We start from the raw sequence: 26,749 nt of genomic DNA, 5'->3' as shown, positions 1-26,749 counted from the left end.
GGATACCTTGATCCGCGGGTGGTCATCCCGCCGCGCGGAGGGCACCCAGCGCGAGCCGGCAGAGCAGTTCGGCGAGTTCGTCGTCACCGAGATGGCGGTTGTACGGTGTCGAGTTGATCAATCCGAACACGGCGTGTGCCGCCGACCGCGCCTGCAGTTCTCCCAGGTCCGGAAGGGCTTCGCGGATCACGCGCACCCACACCTCGACGTACTGCCGCTGCAGCGCGCGCACCTGCTTGCGGTCGGCGTCGGTGAGGTTCGCGAGGTTGCGCTCCTGAACGGTGATCAGGGCCGGGTGCCCGAGCGCGAAGCCGACGTGGAAGCCGACGAGCCCGATCAGCGTCTCCTCCGGCGGACCCGGCCGGCTCGCCCACGCCGTGCCGCCGTCGAGCAGGTACCGGCTGATCGAGTTCAGCATCTCGCCGAGGATCGCGTCCTTGCTGCGGAAGTGCCGGTAGAGCCCGGGCCCGGAGATGCCGACGGCGGCCCCGATGTCGTCGATGCCGACGCCGTGGAAGCCGTGGTGGGCGAACAGCTCGGCGGCCGCGGACAGGATCTGTTCGCGTCTGTTCGCCTTCTCGCCGTTCACGAGAGGGGTGGAGTTGGCCGGCATCCAGCCATATTAGAGCGGCAGGTTAGCGAGCGCTAACAGCCCGTGGTGCCGGGCACCCGTCGCACGTCGCTCCGAGCCCGCGCAGGCCGTCGTGCTCCGGAGCTGCAGGCGCCCGCAGCTCCGGAAACCCGGCCCGTTAACCCGTGCTTACCGCCGTTTCATCCTTCCGGTGTGGGCCGAGTGGGTACCTACCGGTAACTAGGGGTTCCTCGTGGGGCTTCCACCTGCTGTGCTATTTGCGTCGGCCCTGTCACAAAGGAGTGACCCATGGCTGTTCCCACCCGTAAGTTCCGGCGATCCCTCCTACGGTTGAGTACGGCCCTGGGGGCCGTTGTCCTTGCTTCTCTCGGCGTCACGGGCCTCGCCCAGGCCGCCGGGACCGTCTACGCCGCGGTCGGCGACTCCTACTCCTCGGGGGTCGGAGCCGGCAGCTACGGCAGTTCCGGGAGCTGCTACCGCAGCTCGAACGCCTACCCGCAGCTGTGGGCCAACGCCCACAGCGGAACCTCGTTCACGTTCCTGGCCTGCTCCGGTGCCCGCACCGGGGACGTCATCAACCAGGCGAACTCGATCCCGTCCTCGGCCACGCTCGTCACGGTGACCGTCGGCGGGAACGACGCCGGGTTCAGCGACGTGATCCAGACCTGCACGCTGGGCAGTGACTCCGACTGCGTGAACCGCGTCAACACGGCGAAGACCTACGTCGCCAACACGCTGCCGGCGTTGCTGACCAACACCTACAACGCGATCAAGGCCAAGGCGCCGGGCGCCAAGCTCGTCGTCCTCTCCTACCCGCGCTTCTACACCGTGCCCGGCTCCTGCTGGGTCGGGCTGAGCGACACCAAGCGCACCGCGATCAACTCGGGTGCCGACGCGCTCGCGTCGGTCATCCAGCAGCGCGCGGGGTCGGCCGGGGCGACGTTCGTCGACGTCCGGCCGTCGTTCGTCGGCCACAACATCTGCTCGTCGGCCGACGACTACCTGCACAGCCTCACCTGGCCGGTGATCGAGTCCTATCACCCGACCGTGGCCGGCCAGTCCGGCGGCTACTACGCCCCGTTGCGGGCGGCGATCGGCTGAGCGGTCCCCGGCAGAAGTCACGCTGAAGGCCACCCCGGTCCGCCGGGGTGGCCTTTTCCGCATTCCAGCGACTGGACACCCACGTTAGCGGTCGCTAACATCGAGCCGGAGGTTAACGACCGCTAACGTCGAGGGAGCCCATGGACACGCCGGCACTGGGGACTGCGGCGTCCCCGGACAGCGAGGCTTACGCCCGCAATGCGACATCGCACGCGGAGCTGGTCGAGGACCTCCGCAAACGTTTGGCGAGCGCCCGGCTCGGCGGGCCGGAGAAGGCGCGCACGCGGCACGTCGAGCGCGGCAAGCTGCTCCCACGCGACCGCGTCGACACGCTGCTCGACCCGGGCTCGCCGTTCCTGGAGCTCTCGCCGCTGGCCGCGAACGGACTGTACGACGACGAGGCGCCGTCCGCCGGGATCATCACCGGAGTGGGGCGGGTCTCGGGGCGCGAGTGCGTGGTCGTCGCCAACGACGCCACCGTCAAGGGCGGCACCTACTACCCCATGACGGTGAAGAAGCACCTGCGCGCCCAGGAGGTCGCGCTGCACAACAACCTGCCGTGCGTCTACTTGGTGGACTCCGGCGGCGCGTTCCTGCCCAGGCAGGACGAGGTCTTCCCGGATCGTGAACACTTCGGCCGGATCTTCTACAACCAGGCGACGATGTCCGCGCGCGGCATCCCGCAGATCGCCGCCGTGCTCGGCTCGTGCACCGCGGGCGGCGCGTACGTCCCGGCGATGAGCGACGAGGCCGTCATCGTCCGGAACCAGGGCACGATCTTCCTCGGCGGCCCGCCCCTGGTGAAAGCAGCGACCGGCGAGGTCGTCACGGCCGAGGAACTGGGCGGCGGGGACGTCCACGCGCGCCAGTCCGGCGTCACCGACCACCTGGCCGACGACGACGCGCACGCGCTGCGGATCGTCCGCTCCATCGTCTCGACGCTCGGGCCGCGCGCGCCGAGGCCGTGGGACGTCCTCCCGACCGAGGCGCCCGCCGTCGACCCCGCCGAGCTGTACGGCGTCGTGCCGACCGACCCGCGCGTGCCCTACGACGTCCGCGAAGTGATCGCCCGGATCGTCGACGGCAGCCGGTTCGGCGAGTTCAAGAAGGAGTACGGCGCCACGCTGGTCACCGGGTTCGCCCGGATTCACGGCCACCCGGTCGGCATCGTCGCGAACAACGGCGTCCTGTTCGCCGAGTCGGCGATGAAGGGCGCCCACTTCATCGAGCTGTGCGACAAGCGCTCGATCCCGCTGCTGTTCCTGCAGAACATCACCGGCTTCATGGTCGGGCGCGCGTACGAGGCCGGCGGCATTGCCAAGCACGGCGCGAAGATGGTCACCGCCGTGGCCTGCGCGCGGGTGCCGAAGTTAACGGTCGTTATCGGCGGTTCGTTCGGTGCCGGTAACTATTCGATGTGCGGCCGGGCGTACTCGCCGCGGTTCCTGTGGATGTGGCCGAACGCGCGCATCTCGGTGATGGGCGGCGAGCAGGCGGCGTCGGTGCTGTCGACCGTCCGCCGCGACGCCATCGAGGCCCGCGGCGGCGACTGGTCCGCCGCGGACGAAGAGGCGTTCAAGGACCCGATCCGCGAGCAGTACGAGGCGCAGGGCAGCCCGTACTACTCCACCGCGCGGCTGTGGGACGACGGCGTCATCGACCCGGCGGACACCCGCACGGTGCTCGGCCTCGCCCTCTCGGCCGCGGCGAACGCCCCCCTGGCTGAAGTCAACTACGGCGTCTTCCGGATGTGATGATGTTCGATTCTGTACTGGTCGCCAATCGGGGCGAGATCGCGGTCCGGGTCATCCGCACGCTGCGGGCCCTCGGCATCCGCGCGGTCGCGGTGTACAGCGATGCGGACGCCGACGCCCGGCACGTCCGCGAGGCGCACACGGCGGTGCGCATCGGCCCGGCGGAGGCGGCGAAGAGCTATCTCGACATCGAGGCCATCGTCGGCGCCGCGGTGTCGTCCGGGGCGCAGGCCGTACACCCGGGCTACGGCTTCCTCGCGGAGAACGCCGAGTTCGCGCGCGCCTGCGAGGCCGCCGGGCTCGTGTTCATCGGCCCGCCGGTGGCCGCGATCGACGCCATGGGCGACAAGATCCGCGCCAAGGCGACGGTGTCGAAGGCGGGCGTCCCGGTCGTGCCCGGCGCGTCCGATGTGGACATTCCCGAAGGCGGGTTCGCCGAAGCCGCCGCGAAGGTGGGCTACCCGCTGCTGCTCAAGCCGTCGGCCGGTGGTGGTGGCAAGGGCATGCGGCTGGTACACGCGCCCGAGGAGCTGGACGCGGCGATCGAGTCCGCGCGCCGCGAGGCCAAGGGATCCTTCGGCGACGACACGCTGCTGATGGAACGGTTCGTCACCACCCCGCGGCACATCGAGATCCAGGTGCTCGCCGACACGCACGGCCACGTCCTGCACCTCGGCGAGCGCGAGTGCAGCCTGCAGCGGCGCCACCAGAAGATCATCGAGGAAGCCCCTTCGGTGCTGCTCGACGAGGCCACCCGCGAGAAGATGGGCTCGGCGGCGGCCGAGGCCGCGCGCTCGGTCGGGTACGTCGGCGCGGGCACCGTCGAGTTCATCATGTCGGCGAAGAACCCGGACGAGTTCTTCTTCATGGAGATGAACACCCGGCTGCAGGTCGAGCACCCGGTCACCGAGCTGGTCACCGGGCTCGACCTGGTCGAGTGGCAGGTCCGGGTCGCCGCCGGGGAACGGCTCACGCTGACCCAGGACGACGTCGTCCTCAATGGACACGCCGTCGAAGCGCGCGTGTACGCCGAAGACCCGGCGCGCGGGTTCATCCCGACCGGCGGAACGGTCCTGGCGGTGCACGAGCCGGCCGGCGACGGCGTCCGCGTCGACTCGTGGATGACGCCGGGCGCGGTCATCGGCTCGAACTACGACCCGATGCTGGCCAAGGTGATCGCCTGGGGCCCGGACCGCGCGTCGGCGCTGCACCGGCTCGACCTGGCGCTGGCCGACACGGCGCTGCTGGGTGTCGGCACGAACACCGCGTTCCTGCGCGCGCTGCTGGCCGACGCCGACGTCCGCGCCGGCCGGCTCGACACCGAGCTGGTCGACCGGCGGCTGGCCGACCTCGTTTCCCCGGACGTGCCGGCGGAGTTCTTCGTCGCGGCCGCGCTGGACCGGTTCCTGGAGCTGCAGCCGGCGGGGCCGGTCGTGGACCCGTGGGACGTGCCGGACGGCTGGCGCATGGGCGGCTCCGGCGGGGTGACGTTCCGCCTGAAGTCCGGTCCCGCCCGCGCGGTGGTCCGGGTGCAGGGCACGCCGTCCGACGCGACGGTGTTCGTCGGTGACGAAGCGCCGGTGCGGGTTTCGGCCCGGCGCGACGGCGACGTGCTCGAGATCCGGCACGCCGGCGGGTTCCACCGCTACCGCCAGGCCTGCGGTCCGGACCGGACGGTCTGGCTGTCCCGCGACGGGCTGAGCTTCCCCTTCGGGGAGCAGGAGTTCGTGCTGGCCTCCCGCGGCGAGGCCGCCGGCGCGGGGCCGGTCACCAGCCCGATGCCGGGCACGGTGCTCGTGGTGAAGGTCGCGGCAGGAGACGTCGTGAAGGCCGGGGCGCCGTTGCTGGTCGTCGAGGCGATGAAGATGGAGCACACGGTCACCGCCCCGATCGACGGCGTCGTCAGCGAACTCCCCGTCCGGACCGGCCAGCAGGTCGCGCTGGACGAAACCCTTGCCGTAGTCACCCCCCAAGAGGAGCAGCAGTGATCGACTTCCGCCTGGACGAGGAGTACGACTCGCTCCGCAAGACCGTCGAGGACTTCGCGCACGCCGAGGTCGCCCCGGTGATCGGCGAGCTGTACGAGAAGGAAGAGTTCCCGTACGCGATCGTCGCGAAGATGGGCGAAATGGGCCTGTTCGGCCTGCCGTTCCCCGAGGAGTTCGGCGGCATGGGAGGTGACTACTTCGCGCTCTGTCTGGCGCTGGAGGAGCTGGCCCGGGTCGACTCGTCGGTCGCGATCACGCTGGAAGCCGGCGTTTCCCTCGGCGCGATGCCGATCTTCCGCTTCGGAACGCAGGAGCAGAAGGAAAAGTGGCTGCCTTCCCTGTGCGAGGGGACCGCGCTGGGCGGTTTCGGCCTGACCGAGCCGGGCGGCGGCTCGGACGCGGGGGCCACGCGCACGCGGGCCGCTTTGGACGGTGACGAGTGGATCGTCAACGGCAGCAAGGCGTTCATCACGAACTCGGGCACCGACATCACCCGGTTCGTCACGGCCACCGCCGTCACCGACGTGATGGAGAACGGCCGCAAGGAGATCTCGGCGATCCTCATCCCGTCCGGCACCCCGGGCTTCGCGGTGGCGCCCAAGTACTCCAAGGTCGGCTGGAACTGCTCGGACACCCACGAGCTGTCCTTTTCGGACGTTCGCGTCCCGGCGGAGAACCTGGTCGGCGTGCGCGGCCGCGGGTACGCGCAGTTCCTGTCCATTCTGGACGAAGGCCGCGTCGCGATCGCTGCGGTGTCAGTGGGTCTGGCGCAGGGCTGCGTGGACGAGTGCCTCAAGTACGTGAAGGACCGCGTCGCGTTCGGCAAGCGGATCGGGGAGTACCAGGCGATCCAGTTCAAGATCGCCGACATGGAGGTCCGCACGCACACCGCACGGCTGGCGTACTACCAGGCGGCGTCGAAGATGCTGCGCGGCGAGCCGTTCAAGAAGGAAGCGTCGATCGCGAAGCTGGTGGCCTCGAACGCGGCCATGGACAACGCGCGTGACGCCACGCAGATCTTCGGCGGCTACGGGTTCATGAACGAGTTCCCGGTGGGCCGCTTCTACCGCGACGCGAAGATCCTGGAGATCGGCGAGGGGACCAGCGAGGTCCAGAAGATGCTGATTTCCCGCCACCTCGGCGTCGCCTGACAGCGGTGAGGGGCACCTCCGGCGGAGGTGCCCCTCGACGGCTACTGCGGTTGCTGTTGCTGCTGCTTCTTGTCTTCCTCGGCCCACGCGGCTTCCGCCTGCATCTGGATGTCGGTGAGACCGCGGTCGACCTGCACGATGTCCTTGCCCGCCCAGCCGACGAAGTTCTTCGAACTCTTGGCGTCGGAAAGCGCCTTCAGCATCGGGTAGTAGTCCGGGTGGTTCTTCTTGATCCAGTCGTCGGCGAACTTCATCTTCTTGTAGCTGTCGCCGAACTTGGTCTTCAGCCAGTCCTCGTGCTTCTTGATCGTCGAGATGTCGTGGTCGCTCAGGTGCGACTTCGGCGGTGTCGGCTTCGGCGGCTCCGGTGGCTTCGGCAGCGGCCGCGAGAAGTTGGGCGTGGTGCCGTCGCCGGGCGGCCGGGTGCTCGGGGTGGCGCCGCCGCCGGGACCGTCGTGCGTGATCGCCGTGCCCGGCGGCGGCAGCGGCCGCGAGAAGTTCGGGGTGGTGCCGTCGCCCGGCGGTCGCGTGCTGGGCGTTGCGCCGCCGCCGGGACGGTCGTGGGTGATCGCGGTGCCCGGCGGCGGCACCGGCGTCAGCTCGTGGCCCGCGCTCGAGGAGGAGCCCGGCTTGCCCTTGACCAGCTTCGACAGCCCGGTGAGCCGGCCCAGCGTGCGGCCGGCGTAGGAGACGACCTTGGCGAGCTTCGCCATCATCGCCGCGACCTGCACCGAGACCGTCGCGACGCACTTGGTCACCCCGACCGCGATCGACGCGCCGAAGGTGGGGATGGCCAGCGCGAGCGCGATCAGCATCGTCGAGATGATGTCGCCGAGGATGGTCGTGATGATGTCGCGCAGCAGCGAGCGGACCGCGCCGATCAGCGCCCCGGTGGTCTCGACCATGTAGCCGGCGACGTCGGCCGCCTTGGCGTTGGCGTCGATCCAGCCCTTCCGGTCGTTGATCGACTTGAGGAAGCTGTCGTAGCCCTTGCCCTGCCACTGGGTGATCGTTGCCTGGAGCGTCTTGTCGAGCTCTTCGCCGGTGTTGCGCAGGCTTTCGCCGATCTTGTGCAGCTCGTTGGCGACCTTCGTGACCTCGGACGGGTTGCCCGCGACCTGGTCCAGCGGCCACTTCAGGAACGAGACGTGCTCGATCAGCCAGCCCAGCCCCGCGGCGATGAGCTTCGCCAGCGGGTCCATGGCGAACGCGACGGTGTCGAGGACGGCGCTGATGACGTTGATGCCCAGCTCGACGCTGACGGCCGCGAGGTCGCCGCCGTGCTCGGTCTGGACCTTGCCGATCGAGTCGCCGACCTGCTTCCAGCTGTCGAAGACGCCGGCGCCGGTCGTCGAGTTCGACGCCGTGATGGGAACGGTCACTTGCCCAGCTCCGTCTCGAAGGTGCTCAAACCCTGTGCCGTGTTCGAGTCGTGGGTCGTGTAGGTCTCGGCCGCCTTCTTCACGTCGGCGGCGGACTTGCCGATGTCACCGACGAGGTTCTTGATCTCCCCGGCGATCACCCCCATCGTGATCCGCGAGGGCACGGCGAGCACCTGCGCGAGCAGGATGCCGAACGCGGCGTTGTCGAACCCGTTGGCGGCCTGCATCCGGTTCGCGGCGTCCTGCACCGCCGGCTGCGTCTTGCCCGACAGGAATTCGCTGAACTTCTGCAGCTCGGCCGGGTCGACCGAGAAACCTGCTCCGGAAACCACTGGTCCTCCTCCGTCCTACCAGGGGTTGCTTTCGCCGTCGTCCTCGTCCGGCGCGGGCCGGGGGCGACGACGCGGCTGGCCGTGCTGCGGGGACGGCGGCGGGCCGGGTGGCGGCCGGTGCGGGGGCGCCGGCGGCCGCGGCGGCCGGTCGTCGGCTTCCTGCTCCGGCATGAAGACCTCGCTCTTGCCCGGCTGCGGCGGCGTTCCCTCGTCCGGCTCGGGGGCCGGCAGGAACTCGTCGAGCAGCTCGCGGGCGGCCGAGTTCTCGCCCACCATGCCGCTGAAGGCGTCGGCGACCTCGGCCGAGACCTTCTGCTGCGCCCGGCCGATCAGCTGCAGGACCTGGGCGGAAAGGGCTTGCGGGGGCCGTTCGTACGCGCGGGGGCCGAACCGGAGGTCCTGCAGCACGCCGCTCGGGCCGACGGTCACCGTGACCGCGCCGTCCGGTGACTGCACGGTGGCGACGGCCGAGCGCAGCTTTTCCTGCGCCGCTGCGGCTTTTGCCTGGATTTCCTCGAGCTCGACGGTGAACGCGGCCAGCGGGTCACCGGCTCCTGACTGTGTCAATTTGTCCTCGTCGCAAAGGAGGTCGTGAACGGGGGAAGTCAATCAGCGCTCGTTGAACTCCGGATGACACGGACGGAGCCGACGGCTGAACGCCGCCAGGTCGTGCCCTTTTGTACACCGATAACTATACCGGTATAGTTATCGGCATGGTTGAGATCAAAACGGAGTCCGAGCTGGCGATGATGCGCGAAGCCGGGCGGGTGGTGGCCAACGCGCTGGCCGCGGTCGAGGAGGCCGCCGCGATCGGCGTCACCCTGCTCGAGCTGGACGAAGTCGCGGCGCACGTCATCAGCGCGGCCGGGGCGAAACCGTCCTTCCTGCACTACCAGCCGCGATCGGCGCCCACGCCCTACCCGAACGTCCTCTGCGCGAGCGTCAACGACGTCGTCGTGCACGGGATCCCGACGGCGTACCGGCTCCGGGACGGCGACCTGCTCAGCATCGACTGCGGCGCGATCCTCGACGGCTGGAACGGCGACGCCGCGATCAGCTTCGTCATCGGCGACGCCGACCCCGCCGACCTCGCGCTCATCGAGGCGACCGAGCGCGCGCTCGCCGCCGGTATCGCCGCCGCGCAGCCGGGCGCGAAGCTGGGTGACATCTCCTACGCGATCGGCGCCGCGGGCCGCGCGTCGGGCTACGGCATGCTGGAGGACCACGGCGGCCACGGCATCGGCCGCGCGATGCACGAGGACCCGCACCTGCCGAACGAGGGCCGCGCCGGCCGCGGGATGCGGCTCAAGCCGGGGCTCGCGCTGGCGATCGAGCCGATGCTCACCCGCGGCGGCGACGCCTACCGGCACGCCGAGGACGGCTGGTCGCTGCTCACCGTCGACGGCAGCCGCGCCGCGCACGTCGAGCACACCATCGCCATCACCGAAGACGGCCCGCGGGTGCTCACCGTGCGGTAGACAGAGGGGATGGACAACATCGTCATCCGGGCGGGTGACTCTGGGGACGCCGACACGCTGCTGCGCTTCTTCGACGAAGCTGTGGAATGGCTCGTGGCGCGCGGCAGCGCGAAGCAGTGGGGGACCGAACCGTGGAGCGGCGTCCCGAAGCGGGTGGAGCGGGTGAAGGGGATGGCCGCGGACCCGGGGCTGCGCATCGCGGTCGTCGACGGCGAGCCCGCCGGTGCGCTGATCGTCTCGGAAGAGCACGACCCGCACGTGCCTGCGGTTGACGAGCGTGAACTGTATGTCCGATTGCTGATCACGTCGCGGCGGTTCACCGGGCGGCACGTCGGCGGGCGCCTCGTCGAGTACGCGCTCGACGAGGCGCGGCGGCGCGGCATCGGCCTCGTGCGCGTCGACTGCTGGGCCGGCGGCGACGGTGAGCTGCAGCGGTACTACGAGAGCCAGGGGTTCACGCCGACCGTGCAGTTCGCCGTCGACGACTGGGTCGGCCAGGTGCTGGAGCAACGCGTGGGGTAGCGCGAAGCGGCGGGACGGGCGACACTGTTGACGCAGTGCCAACAGACGAAGGAGTCGCCATGGCCGAGGAACTCGCGGGCAAGGTCGTCGTCATCACCGGCGGCGGGCAGGGGATCGGCGCGGCGACCGCGTCGGCGCTGTCCCGGCTGGGCGCGAAGGTGGTGATCGGCGACCTCGACGTCGTCCGGGCCGAAAAGACCGCCGGCGAGCTGGGCGCCGACGCGCTGCCGCTGGACGTCACCGACATCCACGGCTTCACGGAGTTCCTCGACGAGGTCGAACGCCGCCACGGCCGGATCGACGTGCTGGTCAACAACGCCGGCATCATGCCGCTGGGCGAGCTCGAGTCGGAGACCGACGCGATGACCCGGCGCCAGCTGGAGATCAACCTGCACGCCGTCATCCACGGCACCCGCGAAGCGGTGAAGCGGATGCGGCCGCGGCGCAGCGGGCACATCGTCAACATCGCGTCGTTCGCGGGCAAGGCCGGTTTCCCCGGCGCGGCGACCTACTGCGCCACCAAGCACGCCGTCGTCGGGCTGTCCGAGGCAGTGCACCTGGAGTTGCACGGCAGCGGCGTGCACGTCTCGTGCGTGATGCCGGCGATCGTGCGCACGGAGCTGGCGAGCGGCCTCGGCGAGGCGAAGCTGTTCAAGTCCTCGCGGCCGGAAGATGTGGCCGACGCCATCGTATCCACGCTGCGCAAGCCTCGTTTCGACGTCTACGTGCCCCGCTCGGTGGGCACTATGGGCAAGCTCACCCGGCTGCTCCCGCGGCGGTTCGGCGAAGCGCTCTCGCGGGCGCTCAAGGCGGACCGGCTTTTGGCTTCGGCAGCCCATTCCCCGGCCCGCGCGGCGTACGAAGCGCGGGCCGCGGACAGTGCCCCGGGAACGGGTGTGGAGTAACTCGGACGGCCTAGCGACTGTCCGATTTGGACGTGCTTGCCGGGCGCTTGCGGAGGTGGCGTAGTTGAGTCCGTCCGCTTCGCCCGGCAAGATTGCCTCCGAGTCCGGTTCCAGGAGGCGTGAGAAAAATGGCTTCACCACCCGCACGGCTGGCCGCCGCGGCGTCGAACGTGGTCGGCAAGGTGCTGCACGGCGGCGTCGCCGACCTGCGCCCGATGCCGCGGGTGCTGATCGACCAGGGCCCCAACCGCTCGCTGTACCGGATGACGCACAGCAGCCGCCCGGTGTCCGGGCCGCCGATCCTGCTGGTGCCACCCCTGGCCGCACCGGCGATCTGCTTCGACCTCCGCCGCGGCTGCAGCCTCCTCGAGCACCTGGTCGAGGGCGGCCGCAACGCCTACCTCGTCGACTACGGAATGGTGGCGTTCTCCGACCGCCGCCTGGGCATCGAGCACTGGATAGACGAGGTGCTGCCCCGCGCGATCCGGCGGGTGAGCGCGGACGCCGGCGGCCAGGCCGTGCACCTGGTGTCGTGGTCGCTGGGCGGGATCTTTTCGTTGCTGGTGAACGCCGACCAGTCGGACCTGCCGATCGCGTCGATCACCGCGATCGGCTCACCGGTGGACTTCACGGCGATCCCGATCGTGGCCCCGTTCCGCCCCCTGGTCGACCTGACGAACGGCCACCTGCTGACCCCGATCTACCGCGCGTTCGGCGGCGCACCGTCCTATTTGGTCAGCCGCGTGTTCCGCGCAACGGGCATCAGCAAGGAGATCACCAAGCCACTGGCGATCCTTTCACACCTGGACGACCGCGACTACCTGGCCCAGATCGAGGCGGTCGACCACTTCATGAGCAACATGTACGCGTACCCGGGCCGCACGTTCGGCCAGCTGTACCACCGGTTGTTCCGCACGAACGACCTGGCGGAGGGCAAGGTGGACCTGAACGGGCGGATCATTTCCCTGTCATCGGTCCGAGTCCCGACCCTGGTGGTGGCGGGCGAGAACGACACGATCGCACCTCGGCCGTCGGTGGAGCGGGTGGTGGAGTTGCTGGACAAGGCCCCGGAGGTCCGCTTCAAGACGGCGCCGGGTGGGCATCTGGGCGTGCTGACCGGTCGTAAGGCGCGCGGTACTACGTGGCGGTATCTGGACGAGTTCCTGGACGACCAGATCGCCGCCGGTTCCTGAGGGTTCCGTTGCTCAGTCGAACAGCATGACGACGTACAAAGCGGCGAAGACGACGATGACCGCGTAGGCGCCGACGCTTGCTTTGATCGCCCTGCTGACCCGTGACATCCGGAGAGAACGAGCCTTGCCGTCGATGGTGAGCGACACGCTCTCCCCCGAACCGAACGAACCACCGCGCGCGACAGTCTTCACCTGCGCACTGAGAGCTGCTTCCTCAAGCTCTCTGGCGGCCAGGATCCAGTAGGTGAAGTAGTCGAAGCCGCGTTTGGTCTGCATCCACCAGACGAGGCACAGCAGGAGCCCGGCGATGGGCAGGCCGACGGCGAAGGCGCCGGACACCTTGGCGCTGCCGAGCGTGAGGCCGTAGATGGCCAGCACGATGCTGTTCGCAACCAGGAAGGCGTTGAACTTGGCCCAGACCAGGTTTCCCTCACTGACCCACAACGAGACCGCGACTTGGTAGCCGACTTGCGCGTCCGTGGGGTTGGCAGGCGGTGTGACCGATTCGCTCATGACGTCCTCGGATGGGCGCGGGGGTGCCGGACACCCAAGTGATCGCGATTGCCCACCGGATTGCTACATGCGAAAGGCCCGGCACTCGATCACACGAGCGCCGGGCCGTTCCCCTGCCCGCTACTTGAGCTCGGCCGAGGACTTCCCGAGAATCCGTCGAGCCACGATGAGCTGCTGGATCTGCTGTGTCCCCTCGAAGATGTCCAGGATCTTCGCGTCCCGAGCCCACTTCTCCAGCAACGACTCCTCGCTGTACGCCCCGGTCAGCTCGACGCACTTCAGCGCGATCTCCACCACCGACCGCCCCGCCTTGGCCTTCGCCATCGACGCCTGCAGCGAGTTCGGCTTGCGGTTGTCCGCCATCCACGCCGATTCCAGCGTCAGCAAGTACGCCGACTCGTAGTCCGCCTCCAGGCGCAGGAACTCCGCCGCCGCCGCGTGCTGGGCGTTTGCCGGGCGGTCGTAGTCGATCGTGACGCCCGCTGCCTCGAGGATCGTGCGCGTCTCGTCGAGGGCCGCGCGGGCCACGCCGATCGCCATTGCCGCCACGAGGGGGCGGGTGTTGTCGAACGTCTGCATGACGCCCGCGAACCCCTTCTTCGTGTCGATCTCCGGCGTGCCCAGCAGGTTCTCGCGAGGGACGCGGCAGTTCTCGAAACGCAGCACCGCCGTGTCGGACGCGCGGATGCCGAGCTTGTGCTCCGTGCGCACCACCTCGAAGCCCGGCGTGCCCTTCTCCACCACGAACGACTTGATCGCGGCACGGCCCTTCGACTTGTCCAGCGTCGCCCACACGACCACCGCGTCCGCGCGCTCGCCCGACGTCACGAAGATCTTCTCGCCGTTCAGCACGTAGTGGTCGCCGTCGAGACGAGCTGTCGTGCTGACCGCCGCCGAGTCCGAGCCGAACGACGGCTCGGTGATCGCCATTGCCGCCCACATGCCCTTGAAACGTTCGAGCTGCTCGTCCGTCGCGACCGAGCCGATCGCCGCGTTGCCCAGGCCCTGGCGGGGCATCGACAGCAGCAGGCCGACGTCGCCCCAGCACATCTCGATCGTGCCGAGGACCACGTTCAGGTTCGCGCCGTTGCGGTTTCCCTTGGCCGAATCGTCGGAACCGGAGCGGCGGACGCCCGCCGCGCCCGCGCCGCCCTCGCCGGAGGAGTTCAGGCCGTCCAGCAGCGCCGCGAACATGTCCAGCTCGCTCGGGTACGTGTGCTCCGCGCGGTCGTACTTGCGCGAGATCGGCCGGAACACCTCGGCCGCGGCCTGGTACGCCTGGTTGATCAGGGCGCCGGCCTTCTTGGGGACTTCCAGGTTGATCATGAGTCAAAGCCCTTTCTAAAGAAGGACGGCGCCTTCCATGACGCCGATGGCCCGCAGGTCCCGGTACCAGCGCTCGACCGGGTGCTCCTTGACGAAGCCGTGCCCGCCGAGCAGCTGCACGCCCGCGTTGCCGATCTGCATGCCCTTGTCCACCGCCAGCTTCCGGGCCAGCGCGACCTCACGGGCGTAGGACTTGCCCTGCTCGGCCCGCGCCGCCGCGCGCAGCGTCACCAGGCGCAGGCCCTCCAGCTCGATCGCGATGTCCGCGACGGAGAACGCGACCGCCTGCCGGTGGCTGATCGGCTCGCCGAACGCCACCCGCTCGTTGACGTAGGGGACGACGTAGTCCAGGACGGCCTTCGCGGTCCCGGCGGCCAGCGCCGCCCAGCCCAGCCGCGACAAGCGGACGACCTCGGCGAAGACGTCCGCCTTCCCGCCGCCGAGCAACGCACCGGCCGGCAGCGCGACGCTCGAAAGGTGCAGCTTGCCGGTCGCCGCGCCGCGCAGGCCCATCGCCGGCTCGGCTTCGATCGACACGCCGGCGTTCGACGACTCGACGAGGAACAGCGCCGGGCCGCGGCCTTCCAGGTCCGCCGAGACGATGAACAGCTCCGCCTGCGTCGCGCGCGGGACCAGCGTCTTGACGCCGTCGAGCTGGTAACCCTTCGGGGTCCGGCGCGCCTTCGCCGCGGGCTTGAAGGGGTCGTAGAGCGCTTTCTGCTCCTGCAGGGCCAGCGCCGCGGCCGGTACGTGCTCGCCGGTGAACGCCGGCAGGTAGTCCGCCTGCTGCTGTTCGTCGCCCCAGCTGACCAGGGCGGTGCTCACCGCGGAGGGGGCGAGCACGGCGACGGCCAGGCCGAGGTCGCCGTGGGCAAGCGCTTCCGCGACCAGTGCGTTGGTCACCACCGAGCGTTCCGTGCCGACGCCGCCGAGCTCCTCGGGGATGCCGACCAGGCTGATGCCGAGCTCGGCGGCCCGGGCCAGCAGGCCTTCGGGTGCCTCGAGCTTGGCGTCGGCGTCCGCGGCGGCCGGGCGCAGCTGCTCGGCGGCGAACTCCGTCACCGTCTCCACGATGAGCTGCTGGTCTTCGGACGGTGTGAGGTCGAACAGCCCGTTGTCGGCGGCCGGGGCCAGCCGGGCGGGCTTGCCCAGCTTCTGCACCGACTTGAACGACCGGGTCGCCGCGCCGGCGACGCGGAAGCCGTTGCGGGTCCCCGCGGTGACCAGGTCCTCGAGGGGCTTGCGCAGCCCGGCTCGATCGACGACCTTGCTCCCGGCCAGCCGGGTCAGCGCGGACAGGCCCCAGCCCATCGCGTCCCGTTTCCTTGGCGCAGCCATGTGGCCCTCCATCCCGTTACCTACTCGCGAGTAGATTAACCCGGGAGGCGGGTTCGCGCCAGTGTGGGGTCAGTTACGAGTGCGCGGCGTGCACCTGCCGCCGCCATTCGGCGAAGCGCAGCCGTTCGAAGCCGATCAGCCCCAGCACCAGCCCGGCGACGACCAGCAGCAGCACGGCCGCCGGCACGTGCTCCAGCAACGGCGTCGCCGCCACCAGCAGCACGCCGAGGACCAGCCGCTGGACGTTCCAGCTGCCGAGGTTGCGCTTGCGCAGGGAACTCAGCGCGATCAGGTAGAGCGCGAGGCCGCCGGTCAGCGTCCAGATCGGCACGCCGTGCAGCGCTTCGCCGGGCGTGTGGTGCTCGGTGTCGGCGAGGTAGAGGAACGCCTTCTTCAGCCCGAGGGCGACCAGCACGATCCCGGCGATCAGCGGCAGGTGCAGGAAGGTGTAGGAGTCGGTGGCGAGCTTGGTGCGCTCGACCCCGGTGGCCTGGGTGAGGCGGTGTTCGGAGACGCGCGCGACGACGTCGAAGTACGTCCACCACATGCCCGCGGCCAGCGCGAGCCCGCACACGGCGGCCCCGGCGACCAGCCACGACATCGGCAGCGCCCCGATCCCGATGCCGATCGCCACGATCGACTCGCCGAGCGCGATGATCACGATCAGCCCGAACCGCTCGGCGAAGTGCGCGGGCGAGTTGAGCCGCCACCCGTCCGGCCCGGTGAGGTAGACGTTGAGGTAGTCGACGAGCAGCGCGACGACCCACAGCCCCAGCTGCCACGGCCCGCTGAGGAACTCGGCCACGGCGAGCAGCACGACGCTCGGCAGCAGCCCGACGAACATCCGCAGCAGCACGCGCCGCAGCCCCGGGTCGTGCCGCGCGGCCCCGAGGTAGGCGACGAGGTGCAGCAGCCGCACGGCCGCGTAGCAGACGACGAACAGCGCGGGCGCGAACAAGCCGCCGGGGTGGTCGGTGAAGGCTTCGGGAATGGTCAGCGACACCAGGAACATCACGGCCATGGCCCCGAACATCGCCAGCCGCGCGATCCCGTGGTCGACGTGGATGGTGTTGCCGAGCCAGGCGTAGGAGCACCAGCACCACCACAGGACGGCGAGCATGGCCAGCCCCTGCCCGACCCCGGCCGGGCTCAGGTGGTCGGCCATCAGCTGGGTGGTCTGGGTGATGGCGTAGACGAAGACCAGGTCGAAGAACAGCTCGATGGTCGAGACGCGGTGGTCCTCATCCGCGCTCACCAGGTGCAGGCGTCTCGTGGGCACGACGAATTATGGACGAAACAAGGTCAAGAAGGTCCGGTTTCGGCGTAACGCCCTGCGCGAACATGGCCGAGCGTGCATGGGTCTGAAACAATGGCGCCGGGACGTGGGGAGGTGGGTCGTGCATTCCTATGCGGCCGCGCTGCACCGGACGATCATGGCCGTGGACGTCGCCGGGTACAACGATCCCGGCCGGACCCTGGTGCACCTGCGGGAGGTGCACGAGGGGCTCTGGGCGGTCCTCAAGGGCACCTTCGCCGAGACCGGGATCCCCTGGGACGTCTGCTTCGTGGAGAACACCGGCGACGGGGCGATGATCCTGCTGCCACCCGAAATCGCGAAGGCGGACCTCGTCGCGCAGCTGCCCGAACGCATGCACGCCGAGCTGCGCCGCTACGACGCCGTGCACTCCGAAGGGGCGCGGATGCAGCTGCGCCTCGCGCTGCACGCCGGTGAAGTGCAGCAGGGCAGCCACGGCTCGGTCGGCAAGGCCGTGAGCTTCACCTTCCGGCTGCTCGACGCACCGGAGGCCAAGATCGCGCAGAAGGTCACCGGCGCGGAACTCGCGCTGCTCGCCTCGGACACCTTCTACCACGACGTCGTGGTGGAGGACCCGGCGGCGGCGCCCGCCGACTACCGCCGGATTTCCGTTTCGGTGAAGGAAACCACCACGGTCGCCTGGCTGCGCCTGCTGGGCGCCTCGCCACTGGGCCGGTCCCCGGTTCGTGCCAAGGACGATTTCCCCGCGCTGGTCGGCGCGATGATGGCCGTGCCGTGCATCCGCGGTGCGGAAAGCCGCCGGTTGCTGTTGGAAATGTTCCCGCGCCGGGAAATCGCGGACCAGGTGCCCTACCAGTCCCAGGACCGCCTGCACGTGATCTCGCTGGCGAGGACGTGCCTCCGGTTCGAGGACGGGCTGGCCTGCCTGCTGGAGGTGGTCCGGACCCTGGACCCGGAATCACCGGAAGTGCGGTGGTTCGCCGAAGTCGTCGAACGGTGGCCCGGGACCGCCGCGCGCTGAGCAATGTCCAGCTTTTGCCCTTCAGGCGGAAGCGGAACTGGGTAAACTCACGATTTCCCGGGCGGGGAGGTGGTTCGTCAGGTGTCGTCTGGGCTGAGACGGGCCACGGTGGGGATAGCGGTCCGCAAGGCGTTGGTGGACGTCCTGGTCGAAGCGGGCTTCGCCGACGACAGATCCATCCGCTCGCTGATGCTCGGCGAACTCCGGGCGGCGCTGAAGGTGCCGTTCGCCATTTCCGACCAGCTGACCGCGCGTGACCAGCTGATCGAGATCGTGAACATCTGCAGCCGGGTCGACGACGGAATGGCGATACTGGCCGCGGTGCTGGAGCTGATGCGGCCGGGCACACCGGAGTACGCGGAGGTGCACCGGCTGGTCTCCGCGTTGCCGGTGCACGACGTGGTGCCGGAGGCCGAACAGGAGCGGCTGCGGCGGTGGCTGGCCGGCTTCACGCCGTCGGGCCTGGTCGCCGCGGCCCGGCGCGCGGCGCGGAACTCCGCGCCACCGCCGAAGTTCGAGGACGCCTGGGCGGCCTTCTGCTTTCTTGCGGACTTCAACGCCGCGCCGGGCGAGCTGCCGCCGGCGTTGATCTTCGTCGAACTGATCGCCACGGAGTGCGCGGAAACGCGCCGCGGGCCGCTGCGCGACTGGACGAACGGGCAGGCGCGGCGCTACCGGCTCGACACCGCACTCGACGAACTCCGCGCCGAACTCGCGCAAACCCGCCGCCAGGGCGGCAAACTGCACCTGATGATCGTCGTCCAGCCGGACGGGATCGAACCCGACCGGTACCTCGTGTGCTCGTGGCGCCAGGACGAGCCGGACGAATGGCCGCCGCCGTGCGGTGACTGCGTCCTCGTGCGGGCCCCCGACCTCGAGGACCACGTCGACGATCTCGTCGTCCAGGCGGAACGGGCCTGGTCCGGGCGGGCGGCCGACGTCGTGCTCGAATTCGTCCTGCCGCGGTCCCTGCTGAACATTCCCGTGCACCGGTGGGCGACCGAGCGGCGGTCGGGTGACCCGCAACCGCTGTTCCTGACCTATCCGATCGTCGTCAGATCGCTGGAACGGATGACCTCCCGCCAATGGCACCGGCGATGGCGGGTGCGGTGGTCGGCGCTGATGACCGATCCTTCGATGGAACGCGTGTATTTCTGCCAGGACAAGGACACCGAAGAGCAGCTGCGGCTGGGCGCCATCCTGAGTGACCAGCAGTGGGTCATGATGGTGCTCAGCGAGTCGCCGCCCGCGCGCCCCATTCCGGGGCATGATCAGCTTTTCACGGCATTCCGCGCGGGCCTTCCGGCCCTTGTGTGGCACCCGAGTGCCGGTTCGGATGTCTTGCGTGAGGTGGTAGCCTGGCTTGTCGGTGGCGATCGATTGGGGGATTTGCCTGCCCGGACGCAAGAGTCCCGTCAGGCGGTTTTCCAGGGCCGGCAGGTACCGTTCGATATCGACGTTTTCCGTGACCTGGTGGTGTTGTGGGACGACCCGAGCCGGCTCGTGTTCCTCGGCGACGACGTACCGGACCCTTCCGAGCAGGGAGGATTCGGTGACAACCGTGCATCCTGACGGGCCACCCGACTGGTGGATCTACCGCGGAACCGGCCGGCCGCTGCAGGACGTCGTGCTCGCCGAACGGTTGCCGCCCGCGCCGCCGTGGCGCACCTTCACCGGCGGCCCGTTGCCGGAACTCGACCTCGTGCCGCCGGACGACGGCGAAGCGGACCGCAGGCTGGGGCTGGAACACCACCTGTCGGCGCGGCACGTCGACCCGCACGAGGTCGAGATGGTCAACGCCGCGTTGTACCTCCGCCGTCCGCTGTTGGTGACCGGCCGCCCGGGCAGCGGTAAATCGACATTGGCTTACCGCATTTCGCGGGAACTGGGTCTCGGGCGCGTACTCCGGTGGCCGATCACGTCGCTGACCACGTTGAAATCGGGCCTGTACGGGTATGACGCGATCGGCCGCGCGCAGGCCGCCGGCACCCGATCGGCGGTTTCCGCTGCGCCGTCCGGCGAGTACCAGGATCCACCGATCGGGGAATTCGTCCGGCTGGCCGAACTCGGCACCGCATTCCTCCCGCGGCGGCTGCCGCGCGTGCTGCTGATCGACGAACTGGACAAATCCGATTCGGATCTCCCGCACGATCTGCTGAACCTCTTCGAGGACGGCGAATTCACCATTCCCGAGCTGGCCAGATCCGCCCGGCGCTCACCGCTGGTCGAGGTGTTCACGGCCGATCCGCACGGCACCGCGGTGCTCGAGGGCGGCCGGGTCGCGTGTGCCGCGTTCCCGGTCGTCGTCATCACGAGCAACGGCGAGCGCGATTTCCCGCCCGCGTTCCTGCGCCGGTGCCTGCGGTTCGAGACGAAGGACCCGGACACCGAGCAGCTCGCCGCGATGGTGGCGGCGCACGCGGTCGACCCGGGCAACGAGCACCGGTCCCGGCTGATCGAGGAGTTCGTCGCCCGCAGCGCGGCGCTCGGCGGCCTGCCGGCCGACAAGCTGCTCGACGCGGTGTACCTCGCCACATCCGGCGCCTATTCGGAGAACGGCGACTCCTGGCCGCGGCTCGTGGACGCGTTGTGGCGCCAGCTGAACTCCCTGGTGTCGTGAAATGGCGGGCGGACCGGCAGGCGTTCCGGACGCCCACGACCTGACGTGGCGAGAGCTCGCCGACGCGCTGCTGCTGGCGTCGGTGATGCGGGGGAACGCGCCGAAGCCGGCGCCGTCGAAGGCGTACCGGCCGCCCGGCACAGCCGGCGCTCCGGTCACCGACCCGGGTGAATCCGGGTCGCTCGGCGAATCCGGGGCCGGACCGGACCCGTCCGCTCCGGGCGACCGCGTCGAAGTGGTGGGTGTGACCGTGCAGAGCGGCCGGCTCGCGTCCGGTGAGCCGAGAGCGCCGACGGTGCTGTTCCCGCTCGGGCCAGAGGAAACCGAGGTCGCGCCGGCCCAGCCGGCCCTCCCGCGCCAGGCGGAGCTGATCCGGGCGTTGCGGCCGTTCAAGCAGAAGGTGCGATCGCTGCGCGAGGAAGACGTCGAACTCGACGAAGCCAGGACGGCCGAGAACGCGTCCGAGACCGGACGCTGGTTCCCGATCACGACGCAGGGCAGACGACGCTGGCTCGACCTGACCGTCGTGATCGACGCCGCGCCGTCGCTGGCCCTCTGGCGCTCGACCGTCGCCGACTTCGTCACGCTGCTGGAACGGCTGGGCGCCTTCCGGTCCGTGCAGCTGCGCCTGCTGGACACCGGGAAGGCCGGCTACGCCGAGGACGGGACGGTGCTCGGCCCGGTGCTGCGCGGCGGCACGTCGGACACCCCGGCCCGCGGTCCCGCCGAACTGCTGGACCCGTCCGGCAGCCGGGTGGTGCTCGTGCTGACCGACGGCGTCGGCGACGCCTGGCGCCGCGACCTGGTCTCGCCGGTGCTCGCGCTGTGGGCCCGCGCGATGCCGGTCGCCATCGTGAACCTGATGCCGCAGCGGCTCTGGCGCCGCGGCGGACTGGAACTGCACCGCGCGCTCGTCACGGTCCGCGGCGCGCTCCGCCCGAACCGCCGCTACCACTGGGATCTCCTCGACGGCTGGCTGGATCCCGAAGGCACCGAAGAGCTCAAGACCGGTGCGGTGCCGGTGCCCGTGCTGGAGCTGGGACCGCGCTGGCTGCGCTGGTGGGCGGGCCTGGTCACCGGCGGCGGCGAAGGACTGACGTCGAAGGTGCTGCTGGCCCGCGACCGGCCGCGGGTGACCGAGGTGCCCGACGAACCCGCCGAGGCGCCGTCGGCCCGCGACCGCGTGAAACGGTTCCGCAGCGTGGCGTCCCCGGCGGCGTACCGGCTGGCCACGCTGCTCGCCGCCGTCCCGGTCAGCGTCGGCGTCGCCCGGGCGCTGCAGACGAAGCTGGTCAGCGATTCGGGCCCGGCGCACCTGGCCGAGGTCTTCACCTCCGGCCTGCTCGAACCGGCCGGGGACGGCAGCTCGTGGGAGGACGGCGGCTGGCGGATCCCGGCGCAGGTGCGCGAAGTCCTCCTCAGCGGCGCGCGGCGTTCGGAGACCGTGCGCGCGGTCGACGCGGCGCTGCAGCGTTTCGGCGGTGACCACCCCGCCCTGAATCGGTTGCGGGAGGCGCTGATCGAACCCGACAGCACTCCCGATCCGGACCCGGCGGCGGACACCGCCGAGGACGTCGCCCTCGAACGGGCGGTGATGCGTGCCCTCTCCGGGCCGTATCTGTCCCGGGCCGACCGACTCGACACGATCGAGGCAGAGGCACAAGTCGGCCCGGGTCGCGACCGATCAAAGGTTAGAGACAACAGCACGACGATCATTGAGAACGAACCGGTGAGTGACACGATGTCCCAGGCGCCCGATAGCGCGGTTCTCCGGAACCACCCCGATGCAACCCAGCCCGTCGCCGGCCCGCCGGCGGACGACGTGGCGGTGACCGAACTGCCCCCGCGGTCGCGGGCCGAGGTGGTGGCCAAGGTCCGGGCGACCGAACGCCACGAGCGGCGCCCCGGCGAAGAAGCGCCGCCGGTCTGGGGTGCGATCCCGCCGCGCAACGCGAACTTCACCGGTCGCCGGGAGCTGCTCGGCCAGCTGGGGCAGCGCCTCGGCGTCGGGACCACGGCCGTGCTGCCCGCCGCGCTGCACGGCATGGGCGGTATCGGGAAGACGCAGATGGCGGTCGAGTACATCTACCGGCACCTGCAGGACTACGAGGTCGTCTGGTGGATCCAGGCGACCCAGCCGACGGCGATTCGCACGTCGCTTACCGAACTCGCCCAGCACCTGCGGCTGGAGGGCGCCGACGAGGCGATCACCGCGGTGCCCGCCGTGCTCGAAGCCCTCCGGATCGGCGCGCCCTACCGGCGCTGGCTGCTCGTGTTCGACTCCGCGGAGGACCCCGACCTGGTCCGGCCGTTCTTCCCGGTCGGCGGCACCGGCGAAATCCTCGTGACGTCGCGCAACCCGGACTGGGCCGGGATCGCCCGCCCGCTCGAAGTCGCCGTGTTCGAGCGCGAGGAGAGCAAACTCCTGCTGGGCCGCCGCGGCCCCGAACTGGCCGACGAGGACGCGGACCGGATCGCCGAGAAACTCGGCGACCTGCCGCTGGCGATCGAGCAGGCGGCCGCCTGGCTGGCCGAGACCGGGATGTCGGCGGAGGAGTACCTGCGGCTGTTCGACGAGAAGGTCGCCGAGATCCTCGACACCTCGAAACCGCGCGACTACGAGGTTTCCGTCGCCGCGGCGTGGAACGTGTCGTTCGACGAACTCAGCTCGCGCAGCCCGGCCGCCCACCAGCTGCTGCAGGTGTGCGCGTTCTTCGCACCGGAGCCCATCACGCGCAGCCTGTTCGCCGGCGTCCGCGGGGTGTCGATCTCCCCGGAACTCGACGCGGCCCTGCGCGACCCGATGCGCCTGGCCCGCGCGGTCCGCGACATCAACCGCTACGGCCTCGCGAAGATCGACCACCGCAGCGACACGATCCTGCTGCACCGGCTGGTCCAGCTGGTGCTGCGCAACCGGATGAGCGACCAGCACCGCCTCGAGATGCGCCACGGCGCGCACATGCTGCTGGCGAACCTGGACCCCAACGACCCGTCGTCGCCCCGGCAGTGGCCGCGTTACCAGGAGGTCCTGCCGCACATCTACGACGCCGAGCTCGTCGAGTGCACCGACGGCTGGGTACGGCAGCTGGTCATCAACCTGTTCCGGTTCCTGCACCACTGGGGTGACCACCAGGGTGCGCTGAACCTGGCCGAGCTCGCCGTCCGGACGTGGGAAAAGGACCGCCTGGCCCGCGCCGAGCGAGGCGAGGAACCCTTGGAAGACCCGCCGCTGCAGGAGCTGGAGGCGTCGGAGCGGCTGGCCTACTACCAGTGGTCGCTGGGCAAGTACACCAAGGCGGCGGAGACGAGCGAGCACACGCTGAACCGGTACCTCGAGGCGAAGGGCCAGGACAGCGAGGAGACGCTCAACGCGCAGCTGACCTACGCGCTCATCCTCAAGGCGAGAGGTCAGTTCGCGGACGCGCGGAGGTACAACGAAGAGACCTACCTCAAGGCACGGGGACTGTTCGGCAACGACGACCCCATCACGCTGGTCGCCGCGCACGACTTCGTCATCGCCCTGCTGCTCACCGGTGAATACCAACGGGCACGGGAGCTGGCCGAGGACACCTACAACCGGCGCGTCGAAGTCTTCGGCTTCGACAACGTCACGACCATCGGCACCCAGGTGCTCCTGGTCATCGCCCGGCGTGAACTGGGCGACTACCCGTGGGCGCGGATCGAGCAGGAGAACATCGCCGAGCGGGCGCAACAGCTCTACGGCGGCGACAGCGTCGGTACCCTTCGCCGCCGCTACTACCAGGCCGTTGCGACTCGCAAGGACGGCGACCACGAAGCGGCTCGCGCCCTGTCCGCGGATGCGCTGCGGCGGTTCCGGATCCGGTACGGCAACCGGCACCCGAACGCGATGGCGTGTGCGCTCGGGCACTCGATCGACCTGCGGCACGCACGGGAGTTCGGCAAGGCGCGTTCACTCGGCGAGCAGGTCTTCGACCTGTACCGCGAGAGCCTCGGCGAGAAACACCCCCACACGCTGTCCGCGGCGCTCGACCTCGGCGTGACGCTGCGGTTGTCCGGCGACCCGGCGAGCGCGCGGGTCCTGGACGAACGGTCGCTCGAAGAGTTCCGCAGCCAGCTCGGCGAGGACCACCCCCACACGATCGTGTGCGCGATCAACGTCGCGAGCGACCTGTTCGCGCTCGACCGGGTGGACGAGGCGGCCGCGATGGACGCCGATCTACTGGAGCGGACCCGCCGCGTGCTGGGCACGGACCACCCGACCACGCTGGCGGTCCAGCTGAACCGGTCGATCGACCTGCGCGTGCTGGGCGAGATGGCGGAGGCGAATCGGCTCTACGAGGACGTGATGATCCGGTACCGGCTGGTGTTGAGCGAAGACCACCCCGGCACGATCAACGCGTCCCAGGGAATCCGGGCCGACTGCGACATCGACCCGATGCCGATGTAGTCAGTTCGTGAAGCGGCCGATCCACCCGGCGACCGATTCGACGGGTGGAGCCGTGCCGTTGTCCTCGCGGAGCAGGCGGTGCACCGCCCGGACCAGTTCCGGGCGGTGCAGCAGGGCCCGGGACGCGGGGCCGGTGCTGCGGGCGGCGAGGGCCAGCCCGAGGCCCACCAGCGCGCACGGATCGTCGGGTTCCTCGGACAGCAGCAGCCGGTAGCCGGCGACGGCGTCGTCCGTGCGCCCGGCCACCCAGTCGATGTCCGCTCGGGTCGCGCCCGGCACGGCGGGGCCCCGGCGTGCCAGCGCGGCTTCGCCGTCGGGGCCGAGCCGGAGGCGGAGGAGGTCCGTGCGGGCGTCGTGCCACGGGCCGTCGGGGACCGGGGTCGGGTTCCGCGGTTCCGGCAGCGGCCCGATGCCGGGCCGCGACCGGCCCGCGCGCCACGCGGTCGCGAGCGCCTCGGCGGTCGCCGGGTGCGGGCGCAGGTGGCGGACCCGCCAGGCGGCGTAGTGGTCCCGGGCCGCTGCGGCGGCCCACGTGGCCGGTCCCGGCGCGACGGGTTCGTCCTGCCACGGTTCGAGCAGCTCCGCGACCCCGTCGACGAACCGCCGTCCGGCCGGGGTGAGGCTCCGATCCGGGCGCACCACGCCGATCGTGCGCCAGGTCTGGGCTCGCCACAGGGCGAATTCGAACGCGGCCAGCTGATCGTCCGGCTCCGCCGCGGCGAGGGCGCGCCAGAACATCGTCACGCCGAAGAAAGCGTAGATCCCGTGCAGGAGCCCGCCGATGGGACGCGGATCTTCCCGCCACGGCGCGTAAAAGCGTTCTCGCGGATCGTCTTCGTACAGCCGGGCGAGGTGCAGCAGGCCGCCGAGCCGGATGTGCTGGAACTCGTGCACCAGCGCGGCCGCCAGGGTCGGGGCGTGGTCGCCGTAGGCGATGATCGCGCTCCCGAACGCCTCGCCGGTCGACGCACTGGGCAGCCGGAACGGGACGGCCGGATCGGGGACCAGCGAGTCCAGCCCCTCCGGCAGTGCTTCGGCGATCCTGGGCAGCAGCGTGGTCAGCAGGTGCCATGCCTCACCGAGGACCGTGCGCCACGACTCGGTCTCCACCGAAGTCAGCCGGCGCGGCGGCAAGGGTTCGTACAGTCCGCGGTAGGGATCGAGGTCGTCGAGCCGGATGGCCAGCCGCCGCTCGCCCGACCACATCACCGCTTCGCGGACGCCCCACCAGCCGGGGGCGTCGGTGATGCGGTCCGCGGGAAGCCGCACGACCGAAATCTGGTTCTCCACCTTGACTACGCCGTCGCGGCAGCTCACCCGCGCCACCGAAAACGGGGCGTCGGTGCGTAGCGTCGCCATTCCCAGCGTCGGCAGGGAAACCTTTCCCTGCCAGACCGGTACTTCCGTCTCGAACGGCAGTCCGGCGCGGATCGCCGCGGCTGCCGCGAGGGCGTGGACGTGCCCGATGTGCACCCAGAACGGGCAGACCCCCGTGACGTCCTGGCGGCACAACCGGGTCGTGTAGCCGGCCCAGCTGCCGGTGTAGGGGTGCGCGAGAATCAGCTCGATCTGCGCGGGCGCGACGCGTTCGACCCGGGAGAGCAATTCCCAGGCCGTTTCGGGCGAAGGCAGCGGGGTGAACAGGTCGGCCGATTTGGTCGTCTGGTCGATCAGCGAGCGCAGCAGCAGGAGCCGGCGGCTGCGTTCCGCCGCCCGGAGTTCGCGGACCGGACCCGGGTCACCCTCGGACCGGGCGAGCGAGTCGAAGTCCGGCCACGGGAGGTGGTGCGTGCCGAGTCCGGGGGCGTGCTGGCCGCTGGGCACCGGA

Annotated in this window: 21 protein-coding genes; 12 read left to right on the top strand and 9 right to left on the bottom strand. The window is 70.3% G+C overall.

Going from position 1 to position 26,749, the window contains the following annotated elements:
* Positions 1–22 precede the first annotated feature (22 nt).
* Positions 23–613, bottom strand: a complete 591-nt coding sequence (locus OO60_RS11330) for an SACE_7040 family transcriptional regulator (RefSeq protein WP_003065937.1) — start codon at positions 611–613, stop codon at positions 23–25.
* Between the two features lie 309 nt (positions 614–922).
* Between OO60_RS11330 and OO60_RS11325 the strand changes: the two genes are divergently transcribed.
* The 4 genes from OO60_RS11325 to OO60_RS11310 all read left to right on the top strand — a co-directional run bounded on the left by OO60_RS11325 (position 923) and on the right by OO60_RS11310 (position 6,586).
* Positions 923–1,693: an SGNH/GDSL hydrolase family protein gene (locus tag OO60_RS11325; RefSeq protein WP_003065939.1), complete on the top strand. Its 771-nt coding sequence runs from the start codon at positions 923–925 to the stop codon at positions 1,691–1,693.
* 140 nt (positions 1,694–1,833) lie between these two features.
* Positions 1,834–3,447: a carboxyl transferase domain-containing protein gene (locus OO60_RS11320; RefSeq protein WP_003065941.1), complete on the top strand. Its 1,614-nt coding sequence runs from the start codon at positions 1,834–1,836 to the stop codon at positions 3,445–3,447.
* A 2-nt stretch (positions 3,448–3,449) separates the two neighbouring features.
* Complete coding sequence (locus OO60_RS11315; RefSeq protein ID WP_033261296.1) at positions 3,450–5,435, top strand: ATP-binding protein; 1,986 nt, start codon at positions 3,450–3,452, stop codon at positions 5,433–5,435.
* Positions 5,432–6,586, top strand: coding sequence for an acyl-CoA dehydrogenase family protein (locus tag OO60_RS11310; protein ID WP_003065946.1), 1,155 nt, complete (start codon positions 5,432–5,434; stop codon positions 6,584–6,586). Before OO60_RS11315 ends, OO60_RS11310 begins: the two co-directional genes overlap by 4 nt.
* Positions 6,587–6,627: 41 nt before the next feature.
* Here the strand turns inward: OO60_RS11310 and OO60_RS11305 are convergent, their stop codons facing one another.
* The 3 genes from OO60_RS11305 to OO60_RS11295 are packed head-to-tail and all read right to left on the bottom strand — an operon-like array spanning position 6,628 to position 8,867.
* The gene (locus OO60_RS11305; protein WP_003065949.1) at positions 6,628–7,968 is read right to left on the bottom strand and encodes a hypothetical protein; all 1,341 of its coding nucleotides are present in this window, start codon (positions 7,966–7,968) and stop codon (positions 6,628–6,630) included.
* Positions 7,965–8,300, bottom strand: coding sequence for a hypothetical protein (locus OO60_RS11300; RefSeq protein ID WP_003065951.1), 336 nt, complete (start codon positions 8,298–8,300; stop codon positions 7,965–7,967). The genes OO60_RS11305 and OO60_RS11300 overlap by 4 nt, the downstream gene beginning before the upstream one ends.
* A 15-nt stretch (positions 8,301–8,315) precedes the next feature.
* Positions 8,316–8,867, bottom strand: a complete 552-nt coding sequence (locus OO60_RS11295) for a YbaB/EbfC family nucleoid-associated protein (RefSeq protein WP_033261295.1) — start codon at positions 8,865–8,867, stop codon at positions 8,316–8,318.
* A gap of 146 nt (positions 8,868–9,013) precedes the next feature.
* Between OO60_RS11295 and map the strand changes: the two genes are divergently transcribed.
* The 4 genes from map to OO60_RS11275 all read left to right on the top strand — a co-directional run bounded on the left by map (position 9,014) and on the right by OO60_RS11275 (position 12,398).
* Positions 9,014–9,778: a type I methionyl aminopeptidase gene (gene map / locus OO60_RS11290; RefSeq protein ID WP_003103415.1), complete on the top strand. Its 765-nt coding sequence runs from the start codon at positions 9,014–9,016 to the stop codon at positions 9,776–9,778.
* Between the two features lie 9 nt (positions 9,779–9,787).
* Positions 9,788–10,300: a GNAT family N-acetyltransferase gene (locus OO60_RS11285; RefSeq protein WP_003103418.1), complete on the top strand. Its 513-nt coding sequence runs from the start codon at positions 9,788–9,790 to the stop codon at positions 10,298–10,300.
* 59 nt (positions 10,301–10,359) lie between these two features.
* Positions 10,360–11,205, top strand: coding sequence for an SDR family oxidoreductase (locus OO60_RS11280; protein ID WP_003103423.1), 846 nt, complete (start codon positions 10,360–10,362; stop codon positions 11,203–11,205).
* A 128-nt stretch (positions 11,206–11,333) separates the two neighbouring features.
* Positions 11,334–12,398, top strand: a complete 1,065-nt coding sequence (locus OO60_RS11275; RefSeq protein WP_003103425.1) for an alpha/beta fold hydrolase — start codon at positions 11,334–11,336, stop codon at positions 12,396–12,398.
* A gap of 12 nt (positions 12,399–12,410) precedes the next feature.
* Here the strand turns inward: OO60_RS11275 and OO60_RS11270 are convergent, their stop codons facing one another.
* The 4 genes from OO60_RS11270 to OO60_RS11255 all read right to left on the bottom strand — a co-directional run bounded on the left by OO60_RS11270 (position 12,411) and on the right by OO60_RS11255 (position 16,854).
* Positions 12,411–12,911, bottom strand: coding sequence for a RipA family octameric membrane protein (locus OO60_RS11270; RefSeq protein ID WP_003103427.1), 501 nt, complete (start codon positions 12,909–12,911; stop codon positions 12,411–12,413).
* Between the two features lie 120 nt (positions 12,912–13,031).
* A complete protein-coding gene (locus tag OO60_RS11265; RefSeq protein WP_003103429.1) occupies positions 13,032–14,237 on the bottom strand; it encodes an acyl-CoA dehydrogenase family protein in 1,206 nt (401 codons plus the stop codon).
* Between the two features lie 15 nt (positions 14,238–14,252).
* Positions 14,253–15,548 carry an acyl-CoA dehydrogenase family protein gene (locus tag OO60_RS11260; protein ID WP_003103431.1) on the bottom strand — a complete coding sequence of 432 codons (1,296 nt, stop codon included), beginning with the start codon at positions 15,546–15,548 and terminating at the stop codon, positions 14,253–14,255.
* A 100-nt stretch (positions 15,549–15,648) separates the two neighbouring features.
* On the bottom strand, positions 15,649–16,854 hold the full coding sequence (locus OO60_RS11255) for a low temperature requirement protein A (protein ID WP_033261294.1): 1,206 nt from the start codon (positions 16,852–16,854) through the stop codon (positions 15,649–15,651).
* Between the two features lie 118 nt (positions 16,855–16,972).
* Here OO60_RS11255 and OO60_RS11250 point away from each other — a divergent pair, with 118 nt between their 5' ends.
* The 4 genes from OO60_RS11250 (at position 16,973) to fxsT (ending at position 24,921) form a co-directional block, all read left to right on the top strand.
* Positions 16,973–17,872, top strand: a complete 900-nt coding sequence (locus tag OO60_RS11250; protein WP_003103434.1) for an effector-associated domain 2-containing protein — start codon at positions 16,973–16,975, stop codon at positions 17,870–17,872.
* 135 nt (positions 17,873–18,007) lie between these two features.
* Positions 18,008–19,444: a VMAP-C domain-containing protein gene (locus tag OO60_RS11245; protein WP_003103436.1), complete on the top strand. Its 1,437-nt coding sequence runs from the start codon at positions 18,008–18,010 to the stop codon at positions 19,442–19,444.
* Complete coding sequence (locus tag OO60_RS11240) at positions 19,434–20,492, top strand: AAA family ATPase (protein WP_003103438.1); 1,059 nt, start codon at positions 19,434–19,436, stop codon at positions 20,490–20,492. Before OO60_RS11245 ends, OO60_RS11240 begins: the two co-directional genes overlap by 11 nt.
* 1 nt (position 20,493) lies before the next feature.
* The gene (gene fxsT / locus OO60_RS47745) at positions 20,494–24,921 is read left to right on the top strand and encodes an FxSxx-COOH system tetratricopeptide repeat protein (protein ID WP_003103440.1); all 4,428 of its coding nucleotides are present in this window, start codon (positions 20,494–20,496) and stop codon (positions 24,919–24,921) included.
* Here fxsT and OO60_RS11230 read toward each other — a convergent pair whose 3' ends face one another.
* Complete coding sequence (locus OO60_RS11230; RefSeq protein ID WP_033261292.1) at positions 24,922–26,745, bottom strand: HEXXH motif domain-containing protein; 1,824 nt, start codon at positions 26,743–26,745, stop codon at positions 24,922–24,924.
* Positions 26,746–26,749 lie beyond the last annotated feature (4 nt).

The sequence above is a fragment of the Amycolatopsis vancoresmycina genome (genome assembly GCF_000716785.1).
GTDB lineage: Bacteria > Actinomycetota > Actinomycetes > Mycobacteriales > Pseudonocardiaceae > Amycolatopsis > Amycolatopsis vancoresmycina.
This window is presented reverse-complemented; position numbering and strand designations above follow the sequence as displayed.